Source organism: Niveispirillum sp. GW835-FHT14G11, from assembly GCF_058793615.1.
The window spans coordinates 107217-122891 of sequence record NZ_JBXAFZ010000008.1; the positions used below are offsets into that span (position 1 = coordinate 107217).

The following is a 15675-nucleotide window of genomic DNA, read 5'->3' on the forward strand; positions in this document are numbered from 1 at the left end:
GACTCACGCAAGGGGCGCCCCCGCCATGTCAAGATTTTCCGCCATTCATGACAGGCGCGCCGGCAATCCCCAGGGGGCCGCAACGTCAACCACAATAAGCGGTATGTGCGTCCGAATTACCCAACAAAATACGGTTGCCGTGCCAGCCCCTGTGGCCTAGCCTTCCGGCCGTCACCACATATAGCGGCACAGGCGCCCTGGGCCCGTCCTTTCCGGACGGGATGGATCGGCACCGCCGCCTTGTCTGGGAAGGGGCAGAGCATATGCGTATCGAACGCCGTTTCACCGTTGAAGGTCAGGATGCCTATGCGGACATCCCGTTCCGAACGGCCACGAGCGAGATTCGCAATCCCGACGGCTCCATCGTCTTCCAGGCCAGGGATATCGAGGTGCCAGCGGAATGGAGCCAGGTCGCCTGCGACATCCTGGCCCAGAAATATTTCCGCCGCGCCGGCCTGCCCATGCGGTTGAAGGCGGTGGAGGAGAATTCCGTCCCCTCCTTCCTGTGGCGCCATGTCGCGGACGAGAAGGCGCTCGCCAAGCTGCCGGCGGAGGGCCGTACGGGCGGAGAGATGTCGGCCCGCCAAGTGTTCGACCGTATGGCCGGCACCTGGGCCTATTGGGGCTGGAAGGGAAGCTATTTCGATTCGGAAAGCGACGCGTCGGCTTTCTATGACGAGATGCGCTTCATGCTGGCCCGCCAGATGGCGGCCCCCAACAGCCCGCAATGGTTCAATACCGGCCTGCATTGGGCCTATGGCATCGACGGTCCGGCCCAGGGGCACTTCTATGTCGATCCCGCCACGGGTGCCGTCACCCCGTCCAATTCCGCCTATGAACGGCCGCAGCCGCATGCCTGCTTCATCCAGTCGGTGGCCGATGATCTGGTGAATGAGGGCGGGATCATGGACCTGTGGGTCCGTGAGGCCCGGTTGTTCAAGTATGGTTCCGGTAGCGGAACGAACTTCTCCCGCCTGCGGGGCGAGAATGAGAAACTGTCGGGCGGCGGCAAATCGTCCGGCCTGATGAGCTTTCTGAAGATCGGCGACCGCGCGGCGGGCGCCATCAAGTCCGGCGGCACCACCCGGCGTGCGGCCAAGATGGTGACGGTGGATTTGGACCATCCCGACATCGAAGCCTATATCGACTGGAAAGTCGTTGAGGAACAGAAGGTTGCCGCCCTGGTTACCGGATCCAAGCAGGTGTCGCGCCACCTGAACATGGTGATGGCCGCCTGCAACGAAGGCATCGGTGCCGATGCCGACCGGCTGGACCCGGCCCGGAACCGCGCCCTGAAACGCGCCATCATTGCCGCGCGGCGCGATCTGGTGCCGGAAAACTATATCCAGCGCGCCATCCAGCTGGCCGGCCAGGGCTATGCGGAGATGGATATCCGCACCTTCGACACCGACTGGGATTCGGAAGCCTACCTGACCGTCAGCGGCCAGAATTCCAACAATTCGGTGCGCGTGCCCAACGGCTTCCTGGAAGCGGTGCAGGCCGACGGCCCCTGGAACCTGATCCGCCGCACCGATGGCAAGGTAGCCAAGACGCTTCGCGCCCGCGACCTGTGGGACAAGATCGGCTATGCCGCCTGGCAGTCGGCCGATCCCGGCGTGCAGTTCGACACCACCATCAATGATTGGCACACCTGCCCGCAAAGCGGCCGCATCAACGCGTCCAACCCGTGCAGCGAATATATGTTCCTGGACGACACGGCCTGCAACCTGGCGTCCTTGAACCTGATGGAGTTCCGCAAGGCCGACGGTCGTTTCGATATCGAATCGTTCACCCATGCCTGCCGGCTATGGACCATGGTCCTGGAAATCTCCGTGGCCATGGCGCAGTTCCCCTCGCGCGAGATCGCACGCCTGTCCTATGATTTCCGCACGCTCGGCCTGGGTTTCGCCAATATCGGCGGCCTGCTGATGGCCGCGGGCCTGCCCTATGACAGCGTCGAAGGCCGCGCCCTGACCGGCGCCATCACGGCGCTGATGACCGGCGTGTCCTATGCGACGTCGGCGGAGATGGCCGGTGAGCTGGGGCCCTTCCCCGGCTTTGCCGCCAATCGGGAAGCGATGCTGCGCGTCATCGCCAACCATCGCCGCGCCGCCCATGGGGCGCGTTCCGGGTATCAGGGTCTGTCGGTGGCGCCGGTGCCGCTGGTCGCCGATGAATGCCCCGATGCCGATCTGGTCACCGCCGCGCGTGCGGCCTGGGACGATGCCCTGGCTTTGGGCCGAGAACATGGCTACCGCAACGCCCAGGCCACCGTGATCGCCCCCACCGGCACCATCGGCCTGGTGATGGATTGCGACACGACGGGGATCGAGCCGGACTTCGCCCTTGTGAAGTTCAAGAAGCTGGCCGGCGGCGGTTATTTCAAGATCATCAACCGCGTCGTGCCGGAGGCGCTGTCGCGCCTGGGCTATGATGACGCCACCATCGCGAAGATCGAACGCTATGCCGTGGGTCATGGCACCCTGGTGGGGGCGCCCGGTATCAATCATGACCGGCTGCGCAAGCTGGGCTTTGGTGACGCGGAAATCAGGGCGGTCGAAGGCGCGCTGGAATCGGCCTTCGATATCAAGTTCGTCTTCAACAAATGGACCCTGGGGTCGGAATTCTGCACGCGCACCCTGGGTGTGCCGGCCGACCTGATGGAGACGCCGGGCTTCGACCTGCTGGCCCATCTGGGCTTCACCAGGAAGGAGATCGAGGCGGCGAACGTCTATGTCGCGGGCGCCATGACGCTGGAAGGGGCGCCGGGCCTGAAGGATGTGCACCTGCCTGTCTTCGACTGCGCCAGCCCCTGCGGTAAGATCGGCAAGCGCTTCCTGTCGGCCGAAGCCCATATCCGCATGATGGCGGCGGCCCAGCCCTTCATCTCCGGCGCCATTTCCAAGACCATCAACATGCCCAACAGCGCGTCGGTCGATGCCTGCAACGACGCCTATCTGCTGTCCTGGCGGTTGGGTATCAAGGCCAATGCGCTGTACCGCGACGGGTCCAAGCTGTCGCAGCCCCTGAACGCCCAGGTGCTGGAGGATGAGGAAGATCTGGACAGTGAAAGCCAGAGCCTGCTGGACCGCATCGTCGAGGCCCCGGCCGCCGAGCGCGTCGCGCAGGTCACCGAGCGCGTCGTGGAACGTGTGGTCGAGCGGGTGGTGGAAAAGGTCGTGCAGGCGGGCGCGCGGGAAAAACTGCCGCAGCGCCGCAAGGGCTATACCCAGAAGGCCATGGTCGGCGGGCACAAGGTCTATCTGCGCACCGGCGAATATGTGGATGGCCGGCTGGGCGAGATCTTTATCGACATGCACAAGGAAGGGGCCGCCTTCCGGTCGATGATGAACAATTTCGCCATCGCGGTATCGCTGGGCCTGCAATATGGCGTGCCGCTGGAGGAATATGTGGAGGCCTTTACCTTCACACGGTTTGAGCCGTCGGGCATGGTCCAGGGCAATGACGCCATCAAGATGTCGACCAGCATCCTGGATTATGTATTCCGGGAACTGGCCATCAGCTATCTGGGCCGCAACGATCTGGCGCATGCCACGCCGGAGGATCTGCTGCCCGACACGATGGGCCGCGGCGACGCCCAGGCCGATCTGGCGGGATTGCCTGAAGCGGCCAACATGGCGCCCGAACTGCCCGATCATGCCGCCCGCCTGACGCAGGAGACGCTGGCCACCGTGGCCCGCATCGCGTCCACCGGCTACATGCGCTCCAACCTGCGGGTGGTGTCCGGGGGCCTGCAGGACCGTATCCTGGCGGGCTTCCAGCAGGCGGCATCGGGTCTGGCTGCCACGGGCACGGATGCCACCGCCTTCGCCGGCGGTGCATCCGTCCATTCCGACAGCCTGTCCAGTACCGCCATCCGTGGCGGCACGGTCGGGCGCCATGATGCGCGGTTCGAACGTGCCAAGGAGGCAAGGGCACGGGGCTATGAGGGCGACCCCTGCCCCGAATGCCAGAACATGACGCTGGTGCGCAACGGCACCTGCCTGAAATGCGACACCTGCGGCAGCACGACGGGATGCAGCTGAGGCGTCGCGCATCATCCCACCTGTAGCCTTGCAGGCACACAATGCCGCAGTTGCGCAACAGGCACGCATGTTTCTGTTGCGCAACGGTGCGGTGGGGTCCAAACATGGGCAGTTGACGAGGGCCTGAACTTTCCGGCCCGCATGGTGGTCGCGTCGATGAATCGCAGGGATTTGCTCCGTTTCGCTTTGACTGTCCCGGCCGTCGTGCCGATGGCAACGGTCACGCTGTTGCACGTCCCCCCGTCGCACGCCCAGGCGCAGGAAGGCGGCAAGCCCAAGCCGCCGGCCCGCAAGCCCCGTCCCCCCCGTCTGATCATGCTGGATCCCGGCCATGGTGGCCATGATCCCGGCTGCATCGGCGCGCGTGGCACCTACGAAAAGACTGTCGTCCTGGACATCGCCAAGGAGGTTGCCCGTCAGCTGGCCAGGGCCAAGGGCTGGCAGGTGCAACTGACGCGCGACAATGACCGTTTCATCGACCTGAAGGAACGGGTGCGGATGGCGCAGCAGGCCAAGGCGGACTTGTTCATCTCGCTACATGCCGACAGCGCGCCCAACAAGGCGGCGCGCGGCATGTCGGCCTATACCCTGTCGGAAAAGGCCAGCGACGATTTCGCCGCCGCCATTGCCCAGCAGGAGAATATTGCCGGCGGGCTGGGCGTGGACGTATCTGGCCTGGATGAGAAGGTGGCGGGCATCCTGATGGATCTGGCCGCCCGCCACACCGTGACGGCCGCACTGCATGCCAAGCAATCCATCATCTCCGGCGCGGGCAAGGATGTCCGCCTGCTGGAGAATCCCATGCGGTCGGCCAATTTCGCCGTGCTGAAGGCGCCGGACATCCCGTCGCTGCTGATCGAAACCGGATTTCTGTCCAATACCCAGGATGAGACATTGCTGCGCGATGCCACGGCACGCCGCAACATCGCCGGCATCCTGGCCCGTGAACTGACGGCGGTGGTGACCGCCGCCCCTTTCGCCTGAGGCCCCCTTGACCCACCCCGCCGGGGCGGAAACCGCATCCCCCGGCCCGGTTCTGACCACATTTCACCGTTAAAGTCCGGCCGTGCAACGGGAACCGAACGGCCGCAGGAGGCATGAAAAATGGGGAACATGCGCCTTTGGGCGCCCAGGGGTCTGGGGATGGCGTTGCTGGTGGCGGCCGGTCTGGCCCTGACCGGTCCGGCCATCGCCACTGATGGCGGTGAAGCCAAGCCGGCGGCGGTATTGGATGATAGTGGCCTGCGCAATGCCATTGAGAAGCGCTGGCTGGAGGCAGGCGAGCTTGGCGACCGGATGCGGGTGGAGGTGCGCGATGCCCGCGCGCTGCTGACCGGTCGTGCCGCCAATCCCGACGAACGCGTTCTGGCCGTGAAGCTGGCCTGGCAGGTCGATGGCTTGAAGGAAGTGATCAACGAGATCGGCATCGGCGATGAGAGCAGCCTGTCCGACCGCACTGCCGACATGTGGATCACCGCCACGCTGCGCAAGGACCTGATGACCGATCCGGAAATCACGTCCAGCAACTACACGATCGAGACCGTCAACCAGACCATCTATCTGATGGGCCGCGCCCGGTCGCCGCAGGAACTTGAACGGGTACGCAACCATGCGCGGGAAATCTCGCGGGTCCGGCGGGTGGTGAGCCATGTCCAAGTCCCGAATTGAGGGCCGCACGCGCCACTGGGGGCGTAATTGGGGCCATGATTGGGGGCGGGCCCTGTTCGCCCCCGCCCTGCTGGCTTTCGCCCTGATCCTGTCGCCATCCGTCGCCTGGGCGCAAAGCACCGACCAGAATGCGCAGGCCAACCGGCAGTTCGTGCAGGCCATGCAGGCCATCCGCCAGGCCGACCAATCCTATGACGAGGCGGAACAGTCAAAGCTGTTGCAGCAGGCCGACGCGCTCTTGGCCGACATCGTTACCCGCCTGCCGGAAAGCACGCTGGCCGTGCAGTTGATGACCAACCAGTTCATCGGCGATTTCGACTATGTCGAATTCAAGAATCGCTTACGGGGGTTGGTCTGTGCCGATCCGAAATCGAATGCCTGCCTGCTGCACCGGATCGAAGCGCTGGTCACGCCTGTTGAATATCCCATCGCCGCCCCGCGCTGGGACTGGCTGTCGCTGGCCGTGGCCCATTATCAGATTGGCGACAAGGAAAGGGTCAGGCCTATCGTCGCCCCTTTCGCGCAGGCCCTGCGGACGGGTGGGGCCAAGGGCGACGTCAGCCCCGACCTGTTCGTCAGCCGTACCCTGGCCCTGACGGGCGAGGTGGACCGGGCCCTGGCGATCACCCGCGGGTTTCATGACTGCGCCACCCGCGTCTATAACCTGTCCGACATTGTCGAGGCCCTGGTCTGGCGCGGCGACATGGCCAAGGCGACGGAGGTCACCGAGGAGGTGACCGAATTCGCCCGCACCCAGGGTTGCGCCTGGGAACTGGGCCTGGTGGCGCAGTCGCTGCTGCATGTCGGGCTGGAGGCGCGCGCCCGCACCCTGTTCCTGAACACGGTGCAGGAGCAGTTCAGCCGCTTCAAGGATCGCCAGGGCAATTGCTGCCCACCGGAACTGGCCGTGGCGGCCGGCGATCTGGGTGACACCAACCTGGCGCTGGGGCTGCTGCGCACCGTGCAGGAGGAAAGTCCCTGGACCATCCCGCAGGTGCTGGGAAAGCTGGAGGCGCGCGGGGAGAAGGTGCTGACCCTGACCTACGCCGACCAGCTGCAGGACAATGACCTGAAGGCCGAAACCTATGTCGAGTTGATCGACGGCGCGCTGAAGGCCAAGGACCGCAGCCAGGCCGATACGCTGTCGGCCCGGCTGGACAAGGCCGTCACCGACAGCCGCACCCCCATCACCCTGGTGCAGCGCGCGCGCGCCGACAAGCTGCTCTATACCGACAATCGCTGGCGCGGCACGTTCCAGGCGGCCATTTTGGAGGCCGAGCGCGGCAGCGGCCAGCGCCGCGATATCGCGGTACCGCTGCTGGCGGCCCTGGTGGAGATCGAGACGGGATCGCCGATGCTGGAGTAAGGGGCAGCCCTTACTCCGCGATCCTGAAGCCGGGGTCCTCCACCCGGTGCAACCTGCCCATGGCCACCTGCGCGACCCGGAGTGTCAGCGCCTTGCGACGGGCCGGTGCCAGCCTGGCCTGGGGCGACGGACGGATGATCTCCGCCCCGAAAGCATCGGCGATGATCAATCCGCATTCGGCGGGGATCAGTTCGACCGGAAAGTCGGCATCGACCGCGAAATAGAACCGGTCGCAGAATTCCAGATATTCCGGCCATTTCTGGTCGGTCTTGTAATCGATGGCGCCGCTCTTGACTTCCACGATGGTCACGTCGCCATCGGGGCCAAGGGCCAGGATGTCCGCACGCCTTCCGTTCGCCAGCGGAAATTCCACCAGCCCGCGCAATCCGCGTTCGGCCAGCATGCGCCGCGCGCCGCGCGTGATGGCCACCGCCGCATCCGACATGGGGCGCGGCAGGGGCACCGTCGGCAGTGACGGTATGTCGGGGTCAATAGCGACGGGTTCGGGTGAATTGTTCATGAGTACGGATCATGAACAATTCGTCCCGTCCGGGCAAGCCCGATCGGTCCGCTGTTCAGCAGCGAACCGACAGGACCGACACACCGCCCATGCTGGAGGCCCGGACCACCGGGGCCAGCCCCGCCATCAGCAGACGGTTGCGAACCCCTTCCACCGTTTCGGTGGGTCGCGTCAGCGTGATGCGGGTGTCGCGATGTCCCAGCGCCCGGCTGCGCGCCACGGCGGCCAGGATCTGGTCGCTCAGCACATCCACCCCGTCGAAAACGGGATCATTGGCCGGAGGCGGCGTGGAGACCGCGGTCGTTTCGAAAGCGGGGGTGGACAGGGAGGCCGCCACCATGCCATTTGCCGGATCAAGGGCTCCGGTCGCCACTGCGGGATACATGCAAGGTCCCTGGGTTCGAGCGGCTGACGACTTCGCCGTCAGCAGGCCCTTTATTACAATGATGTTTGTTAAAAAATAGGCAATAGAGTGCCATGTTTTTGCGCGACGCGATTGCAAAATATGCATAGGTGTCGTTTGACCCGAACCCACTCGCCGCACGCGCGGAATTCCGCTATTCTCTGAACTGTTTCGCCGCCGGGACGATCGGAGTCTGGCCCTGCTCGCTCATCTGCTCAATCCACCGGCCACAGTGCGGCGCATGATCGGTGCCTTGATCCTGGGCACCTCCATGATCGTCCTGCCCTGGATGGCGGTACAGCCACAGCTGGCGCCACCCGGCGACGGCTTTTCCGACAAGTTCCTGCATGTCGCCTGCTTCACCGGGTTGGCCGTTGTGGCCTTCTGGACCTTCCGCAGCCCGGTCACGCGCCTGGGCGCGATATTGGCCCTACTAGCCCTGGGGATCGGTATCGAATGGGCCCAATCCCTGGTACCGGGGCGGGAAGCCAGTTTTTCAGACGTGGCAGCAGATGTCACAGGTCTGCTCCTGACAAATATCCTTTTGCAGCGCTGGTCGCTGGCACGCGATATGCTATCTCCAAACCACCCGGCGGAATCGGGATCGGCAAGTGATTGACCCGCCTCTCTTGCGGGATGGAAGGATGGTGCTGAGTGGTTGCGAAGGGTTTCCGGTCGCCAAGGGCGGCCCTGAAGGCGATGGTGCTGGCGCTCACCCTCACGGGTGCCGCATCGGCCCAACAATCCCCCACTCCAGCGCAAGCCGCAGCCAGCAGCCACCCGTCCAACAGCAACGCCGTCGCCCGTTACCTGATGGGCCGCATCGCACAGAATGCCGGGGCCTGGGACGTGGCCAGCGCCAATCTGGGCGCGGCCCTGAAACAGGACCCCGACAATCCTGCCCTGCTGCGCCGCACTTTCCTACTCTCCCTGGGTGAGGGCAAAGAGGAGGAGGCGTTGGCGCTGGCCCGCCGTCAGGTCGTCATGGAACAGGGCGGCAGCTTCGTGGCCCATGCCCTGCTGGTCGCCGACGATCTGCGCGCCGGCCGCACGAAGGAAGCGGCGGCGCGGGCGGCCAAGCTGCCCACCGACGGCATGTCCCCCTATCTGGGGCCCCTGCTGGCCAGCTGGATCGCCGTGGCGGAGAAGGATTATGATCGCGCCGTGACACTTCTGGACCCGCTGGGCAATCATGACGGGTTCAAGACCATCCGTACCCAGCAACTGGCCCTGATTGCCGACATACGCGGCGACCGCGACGCCGCTTTCCAGCATTACGCGGAAGTGGCCAGACAGGGCATGCCGCTGCGCCTGACGCTGCTGATCGGCAATTTCCAGGAACGGTCCGGCGCTGCCGACGCGGCACGCAAGCTTTACCGCTCCTTCCTGGATGCCAATCCCGACAGCATGGTGATGGAAGACGCGTTGGCCCGGCTGACTAAGGGGGATATCCCCGCCCCCTTGGTCGGCACGGCCGCCACCGGCCTGGGGGAGGCCCTGTTCCAGCTGGCGTCGGCCCTGCACCAGGAAGGGGCCGCGGAGATGGCGCTGCTCTATGGACGTGTCGCCTTGCGCCTTGATCCTGCCCAGCCGCTGGCCCGCATGCTGATCGGCGACATCCTGATCACCCGCGATCGGGACGAGACGGCACTGGCCGAATTCCGCGCCGCAACCGGCAGCCCCGGCATGCTGTGGATGGCGCGCCTGCGCCAGATCGACCTGCTGCGCCAGTTGAACCGTGATGACGAGGCGGCGGCGCTGTTGCAGAAGATGGCGGCGGAACGGCCGACGCGCACCGATGCGTTGCTGCGCCTGGGCGACATGCATCGCGTTGCCAAACGCTTCGATCAGGCCCTGACGGCCTATGATGCGGCGCTGGTACGGGTGCCGGAACCCGGCGTGCGCGACTGGGTGCTGCATTACGCCCGCGCCATGGCGCTCGATTCCAAGGGCGACTGGCCGGCGGCGGAAGCGGCGCTGAAGACGGCGCTGGCCTTACAACCGGACCAGCCCAGCCTGCTGAACTATCTGGGCTATTCCTATGTTGATCGCGGCCAGCGCCTGGAAGAGGGTAAGGCCATGATCGAAAAGGCCCTGGCTCAGCGGCCCCGCGACGGCTTCTTCACCGACAGCCTGGGCTGGGCCCTGTTCAAACTGGGCAAGATGGAACAGGCGGTGGAGACGCTGGAAAAGGCGCTGGAGCTGGAACCGGCCGACCCGTCGATCAACGACCATCTGGGCGATGCCTACTGGGCCGTGGGCCGCAAGGATGAAGCCCGCTTCCAATGGTCCCGCGCCGCCCACCAGGCCGACAAGGATGACGGCCTGCGCCGCTCGGCCCAGGCCAAGCTGAAGAACGGCCTGGTGGCAACGGTCAGGGCGGAGAATACGGCGCCGTGAGCAGTGCCGTCAGCCCGTGCCAGCCCATATAGGCGGCGATCAGCAGGATCAGGACAGCAGAGAGATAAGGCGCGCGGGCCATCAGCCGTTCAAACCCGAACCCGCGTGATGACAGGTGGCGGACACCCAATGCCGCGACAACGCCGCTGCCTGTCAGGGTCAAGGCCAGTCCGATGCTGAAACACAGTACCAGGGCGATGCCCAGGCTGAATTCCTTGAGCTGCAGGCAGATCAGCAGCACCGTGATGGCCGCCGGACAGGGGATCAGCCCACCCGTCAGACCGAACAGGATGATCTGTCCCGTCGTTGCCGTCCCACCTGCGAAGCGGCGGGCAATCTCCGCCGCGTGATGGCGGGCGTGGGCGTCTTCTTCATGGCCGTGATGGTGGTTCCCGCCGTGATCATGGTCGTGGTCGTGATGGTCGTGACGGTGCGGCCGCCAGAGGGGAGCCGACAGCCACGCAGCCATACCTAGCATGATCACGGCACTGAGGAGCTGGAACCATCCCTCCATGCGCTCCCCCGCCAGTTCACGCCCCAGATGCAGGCCAACCAGCGCCACCAGCCAGACCACCGCTGTATGCGATAATGTAGCCGCCAGTCCCAGCATCATGGCCTGGCCCACGGTGCCGCGCACGGCCACGATGAAGGACGCCATCATGGTCTTGGAATGTCCCGGCTCCAACCCGTGCAGGGCACCCAAAAGGATGGCGCTGGGCACAAACAGCCAGGCATGGGCGGCACCCTGGCGGATCAGGTCGGCGAACTCGGGCATGTCATGACCATTGGTTCAATCGGCACCCATCATGACACGTCAGCGACCGCCCTTCACCACGCCCAATACGGCATCCGCCGCCCTTTGGCTGGGGGTTCTCTCCCCGCCCTGCCCCAACCATTGCGCCACCTGTGCCACGCCCTCAACCTGTTCCCGGCGGACGTCGGGATCGGTCAGCAGCACCGAAACGGCATCGGCCAGCTTGTCGGGCGTGCACTCATCCTGCAGCCGCTCCGGCACCAGCATGCGGTCCAGCATAATGTTGACCAGATTGGCGTACTTCACCCGGATCAAACGGCGGTAGAGCCGGTAGGTCAGCGGATGGATGCGATAGGCGATGACCGCGGGCAACCGGGCCAGCGCCAGTTCCAGGGCCACGGTGCCGCTGGCGGCCAGGCCCACATCGCTGGCGGCCATAGCGTCATACTTGTCAGCGTCGCCCTGCACGACCAGGGACGGCACCGGCCAGGATGCGGCGGCCGCTGTCACGGCGTGCGCCACCTTTCCCAGCGTCGGCACCACCGCCCGCAGGTCCGGATGGCGTTGCTTCAGGATCACCAGCGTCGCCGCGAAATCGGGCAGCAGCACCTTGATCTCGCTGCGCCGGCTGCCGGGCAACACACAGAGCAGGGGCGTGTCGGCGGCAATGCCATGCCGGGCGCGGAAAGCCGGGCCGTCGCCCTTCTCCACCCCCGCCTCCACGATCGAATGGCCCACGAAGGTAGCGGGCAGGCCCACCGCCTCGAAATAGGGTGGCTCGAACGGCAGCAGGACCAGCAGATGGTCCAGGAAGGAAGCGATCTTCTTCGCCCGGCCGGGACGCCAGGCCCAGACGGTGGGCGCCACGTAATGGATCAGCTTGATCGAAGCATCCGCCCGCCGGACCTTCTTCAGCACCCGGAAGCAGAAATCCGGCGCGTCGATGGTGACCACCGCGTCGGGCTTGCACGACAGGATGCTGTCAGCCGTCTGCCCGATGCGGCGGATCAGGTTCGGCAGCTTGGGCAGCAATTCGGCCAGTCCGAACAGGGTCAGTTCCTCCATGGGGAACAGGCTGTCCAAACCCTCGGCGATCATCCGCTCCCCGCCCACGCCGGCGAACCGCACCTGCCCGGCCGTCGCCTGCTTCAGTGCCGCCATCAGCCGGGCACCCAGCACGTCGCCCGACGGCTCACCCGCGATCAGGAAGATCAGGGGGGCTTTCATGGCACGACCCCCTTGATCCACAGCCCGGCCGCATCCGCCGCTGCCACCGCCACCTCACGCCCCACGAACAATGTCCCCCCCGCCTCCACCGCGATGCCGGCATAGAAGCCGGCCACGCAGGCGGCCACGGTGTCGGGACCGATGGTGGGCAAGTCCAGGCGCCGATCCTGCCCCGGCTTGGCGCATTTCACCAGCACGGGGCCGAGCCCTTCCCGCTTCAGAGACGCGCAGCGGGCGATCAGCGCGTCGGTGCCCTCGATCGCCTCCACCCCCAGCACCAGCCCCTGCTGCACCACCACGGCCTGGCCCACATCCGCCACCCCGAGGGCGCGGGCCACAGACAGGCCATGGGCGATGTCGGCCAAACCCTGCACATCGGGAGCCACCGCGGTCAGCACACCGCCGGGCGTCACCAAATCGGTGATCAGCGACTGCACCGCCACCACCCGGAATCCCTCCGCCTCCAGCAGACCCGCCACGGCGCGCAGCAGGCCGTCATCGCCCAGGGCCTTCAGGCCCAGGCGCGCAAAGAAACGGGCGGCATACCAGTCTGGCCGCAGGTCGGAAAGCGAGGGGCGGCGCACGCCGCCGGCCAGAATGATCTCCGTTACCCCCTCGGCCCGCAGCCGGTCCAGCATGGCGCCGGCAGCGCCCATGCGATGCACGGCATGGGGCAGGTCCGGTGTTAGCCAGACCTCGGCCCCCTGCCCCTCCAGGGCGATGACGAAGAAGGGCCGTCCGCCACGCCGGCAGGCCTGCGCCACCTGCCGCGGCAGGTCGCCGCCGCCGGCGATGATGCCCAGCCGCGCCGCCATCAGCGGTTCAGCGCGGCTGGGTCAGGGCGCGGCTGCCCCGGTCGGCCAGAAAGGACAGGACGTCGGCCACGGCCTGCACCCCGCCAACTTCCGCCGTCACAGCAGCGATCCGGTCGGCCATCTGGCCCTCACCCTCGAACAGCTGGCGGAAGGCACCCCGCAGCGCATGGATATCCTCCTTGGGAAAGCCGCGGCGCTGCATGCCCACCAGGTTCAACCCGGCCAGGAAGGCGCGATCACCCTTGACCAGCCCATAGGGGATGACATCCGCCTCCACGCCCGACATGCCGCCGATCATGGCATGGGCTCCGATGCGCACGAATTGATGCACGGCCGACAGCCCGCCCAGCACGGCATGGTCGCCCAGCACCACATGCCCGCCCAGGGTGGCATTGTTGGCCAGAATGACATTGTCGCCAACGATGCAATCATGACCGATATGGACGCCGACCATGAACAGGCCGCCATCACCGACGCGCGTCACCATGCCACCACCTTCGGTGCCGGTATTCATGGTGACATTCTCGCGGATGCGGTTGTTGCGGCCGATGATCAGTTCTGATGGCTCGCCCTTATATTTCAGGTCCTGCGGCGCGTGGCCCAGCGAGGCGAAGGGCCAGACCACCGTGCCCTCGCCGATGGTGGTGCGGCCATCGACGGCCACATGGCTGATCAGGCGCACATAGTCGCCCAGCACCACGTTCGGGCCCACCACGCAGAAGGGCCCGATCTCCACGCCCGTGCCGATACGGGCACCGGGATCGACAACGGCACTGGGATGGATGTTCGCGCTCATGGGAGGGAACCTCTTGCTTCTTCTGAGATGCGAAGGGGCGGTGAACCCGCCCCTTGCACCCGCCTCTACCAGAGCGGTTTGACGAAATTGCGACCAGTCCGTGTCCCATCGGCCATCTTGATATCCGGTGCGGCCTGGCGACCGCCAGCACGGCGCCTGAGGGAACATCAGCCAATCAACCGTTCATCACGATCATCGCGGTATAGGTAGCCTCGGCATGCAGGGCGCCGTCAACCCAGGCCTCGCCACTGAACTTCCAGACATTGCGGCGATTCTGGATCTTCTTGACCTTGATATGGATCTGGTCGCCGGGGCCGATGGGCTTGCGGAACTTCGCCTCTTCGATCCCCATGAAATACACGAGACGGCCTTCCGCCTCCTGTCCCAGGGTCTGCATGACCAGGATGGCGGAGGTCTGGGCCATGGCTTCCACGATCATCACGCCAGGAAATACCGGCTTCTGCGGGAAGTGCCCCGTGAATTGCGGCTCGTTCATCGTCACGTTCTTGATACCGGTGCAGCTTTCACCGGGGACGATGTCCTTCACCTTGTCGACTAGCAGCATGGGATACCGGTGCGGGATCAGTTGCATGATCCGGTTGATATCCAGCTCCGTCGCCACGACCTTATTCGTTTCCGTCTCGCTCATCGCCCCGTCCACTCTTCCCCTGCGCCATCCGCGTCATCATCGCGACCTGGCGGAAATATTGCCGCTTGGGCTGTGCCGGCGTGCCGAACACCTCCGTCATCGGCGGTACGTCCCGCATGACGCCGCTCTGCGCGGCGATGCGGGCACCCGCCCCGATGGTCAGGTGGCCTGCGACCCCCGCCTGCGCCGCCAGCACGGCATGATGGTCGAACTTCGTGCTTCCCGAAATGCCGGACTGGGCCACGATGACGCAGCCGGCCCCGAGCGTGACGTTGTGCCCGATCTGGACCAGATTATCAATCATGCAGCCCTTGCCGATCACAGTATCCGGGCCTGCCCCGCGATCGATGGTGACATTGGCGCCCACCTCCACATCATCCTCGATGATCACCCGCCCCAATTGCGGCACCCGCACATGGCCGGTGACGTCCATGGCAAAGCCGAAACCGTCCTGACCGATGCGCGCACCCGGATATAGGGTCACCCGATCGCCGATCAGGCAATGGGAGAGCGAGGCGCAGGCGCCGATGACACTGTCGGCCCCGATGCGGACATTGCGCCCGACCACCGCGTTGGCGGCGATGCGGGTGCGCGCCCCGATCCAGGCACCGGCCTCCACCACCGCGCCCGCCGCCACCTCGACACCCTCCGCAAGCGTGGCGGCAGGGTCGACATGGGCGGCGGGCGATATCAGACCGGTGGCAGCCGGCACCGGATAGAAAGCCTGGGCACACAGCGCGTAGCTGCGATAGGGCTTGGGCGAGATCAGCAGCGCCATGCCCGCCGGCGCCTTGTCGGCCAGCGCCGGATGAACGACGCAGGCCGCCGCCTTGCTGGCCTGGAACGCCTCGACATATTTGCGGTTATCCAGGAAGGACAGCTGGCCTTCGCCCGCCTGATCCAGCGGCGCCACGTCGATCAGCTGCAGGTCCGGGTCCGCGCCCGGCCCCAGGGTGGCGCCACAGCGGGAAGCCAATGCGGCCAGGGTGAAGGGACCGGCACGGTCGAAGAAACGGGGATCGGCCATGGTC

The 15675-nt window shown here is 65.8% G+C and carries 14 protein-coding genes; 6 read left to right on the forward strand and 8 right to left on the reverse strand.

What is annotated here, in order from left to right:
* Window positions 1-263: 263 nt before the first annotated feature.
* The 4 genes from AC1Q7F_RS15965 (at window position 264) to AC1Q7F_RS15980 (ending at window position 7080) form a co-directional block, all read left to right on the forward strand.
* Window positions 264-4046, forward strand: a complete 3783-nt coding sequence (locus AC1Q7F_RS15965; RefSeq protein ID WP_492508557.1) for a vitamin B12-dependent ribonucleotide reductase — start codon at window positions 264-266, stop codon at window positions 4044-4046.
* Between the two features lie 156 nt (window positions 4047-4202).
* A complete protein-coding gene (locus tag AC1Q7F_RS15970; protein WP_492508559.1) occupies window positions 4203-5030 on the forward strand; it encodes an N-acetylmuramoyl-L-alanine amidase family protein in 828 nt (275 codons plus the stop codon).
* A 120-nt stretch (window positions 5031-5150) separates the two neighbouring features.
* A complete protein-coding gene (locus tag AC1Q7F_RS15975; protein WP_492508561.1) occupies window positions 5151-5714 on the forward strand; it encodes a BON domain-containing protein in 564 nt (187 codons plus the stop codon).
* Window positions 5695-7080 (forward strand): hypothetical protein, encoded by a 1386-nt coding sequence (locus AC1Q7F_RS15980; protein ID WP_492508563.1) that lies wholly within the window; start codon window positions 5695-5697, stop codon window positions 7078-7080. Before AC1Q7F_RS15975 ends, AC1Q7F_RS15980 begins: the two co-directional genes overlap by 20 nt.
* 10 nt (window positions 7081-7090) lie before the next feature.
* Here AC1Q7F_RS15980 and AC1Q7F_RS15985 read toward each other — a convergent pair whose 3' ends face one another.
* Together AC1Q7F_RS15985 and AC1Q7F_RS15990 are read right to left on the reverse strand one after the other, a co-directional pair.
* Complete coding sequence (locus AC1Q7F_RS15985; RefSeq protein WP_492508565.1) at window positions 7091-7600, reverse strand: MmcB family DNA repair protein; 510 nt, start codon at window positions 7598-7600, stop codon at window positions 7091-7093.
* Window positions 7601-7655: 55 nt separating this feature from the next.
* Entirely contained in the window at window positions 7656-7940 is a 285-nt protein-coding gene (locus tag AC1Q7F_RS15990; RefSeq protein ID WP_492508567.1) for a hypothetical protein, read from the reverse strand.
* A gap of 334 nt (window positions 7941-8274) precedes the next feature.
* Here AC1Q7F_RS15990 and AC1Q7F_RS15995 point away from each other — a divergent pair, with 334 nt between their 5' ends.
* Together AC1Q7F_RS15995 and AC1Q7F_RS16000 are read left to right on the forward strand one after the other, a co-directional pair.
* Window positions 8275-8622 (forward strand): VanZ family protein, encoded by a 348-nt coding sequence (locus AC1Q7F_RS15995; protein ID WP_492508569.1) that lies wholly within the window; start codon window positions 8275-8277, stop codon window positions 8620-8622.
* 35 nt (window positions 8623-8657) lie between these two features.
* Window positions 8658-10403, forward strand: a complete 1746-nt coding sequence (locus tag AC1Q7F_RS16000) for a tetratricopeptide repeat protein (protein ID WP_492508571.1) — start codon at window positions 8658-8660, stop codon at window positions 10401-10403.
* Here AC1Q7F_RS16000 and AC1Q7F_RS16005 read toward each other — a convergent pair.
* From AC1Q7F_RS16005 to lpxD, 6 genes are all read right to left on the reverse strand, one after another.
* The gene (locus tag AC1Q7F_RS16005; RefSeq protein ID WP_492508573.1) at window positions 10378-11178 is read right to left on the reverse strand and encodes a nickel/cobalt efflux transporter; all 801 of its coding nucleotides are present in this window, start codon (window positions 11176-11178) and stop codon (window positions 10378-10380) included. The two genes, AC1Q7F_RS16000 and AC1Q7F_RS16005, sit on opposite strands and share 26 nt — an antisense overlap.
* 39 nt (window positions 11179-11217) lie before the next feature.
* Window positions 11218-12384, reverse strand: coding sequence for a lipid-A-disaccharide synthase (gene lpxB, locus AC1Q7F_RS16010; RefSeq protein WP_492508575.1), 1167 nt, complete (start codon window positions 12382-12384; stop codon window positions 11218-11220).
* Window positions 12381-13199, reverse strand: coding sequence for an LpxI family protein (locus tag AC1Q7F_RS16015; protein ID WP_492508577.1), 819 nt, complete (start codon window positions 13197-13199; stop codon window positions 12381-12383). The genes lpxB and AC1Q7F_RS16015 overlap by 4 nt, the downstream gene beginning before the upstream one ends.
* 7 nt (window positions 13200-13206) lie before the next feature.
* The gene (lpxA, locus tag AC1Q7F_RS16020) at window positions 13207-13995 is read right to left on the reverse strand and encodes an acyl-ACP--UDP-N-acetylglucosamine O-acyltransferase (RefSeq protein ID WP_492508579.1); all 789 of its coding nucleotides are present in this window, start codon (window positions 13993-13995) and stop codon (window positions 13207-13209) included.
* 175 nt (window positions 13996-14170) lie between these two features.
* Entirely contained in the window at window positions 14171-14644 is a 474-nt protein-coding gene (gene fabZ / locus AC1Q7F_RS16025) for a 3-hydroxyacyl-ACP dehydratase FabZ (RefSeq protein WP_492508581.1), read from the reverse strand.
* The gene (lpxD, locus tag AC1Q7F_RS16030) at window positions 14622-15671 is read right to left on the reverse strand and encodes a UDP-3-O-(3-hydroxymyristoyl)glucosamine N-acyltransferase (protein WP_492508583.1); all 1050 of its coding nucleotides are present in this window, start codon (window positions 15669-15671) and stop codon (window positions 14622-14624) included. The genes fabZ and lpxD overlap by 23 nt, the downstream gene beginning before the upstream one ends.
* Between the last annotated feature and the right edge of the window lie 4 nt (window positions 15672-15675).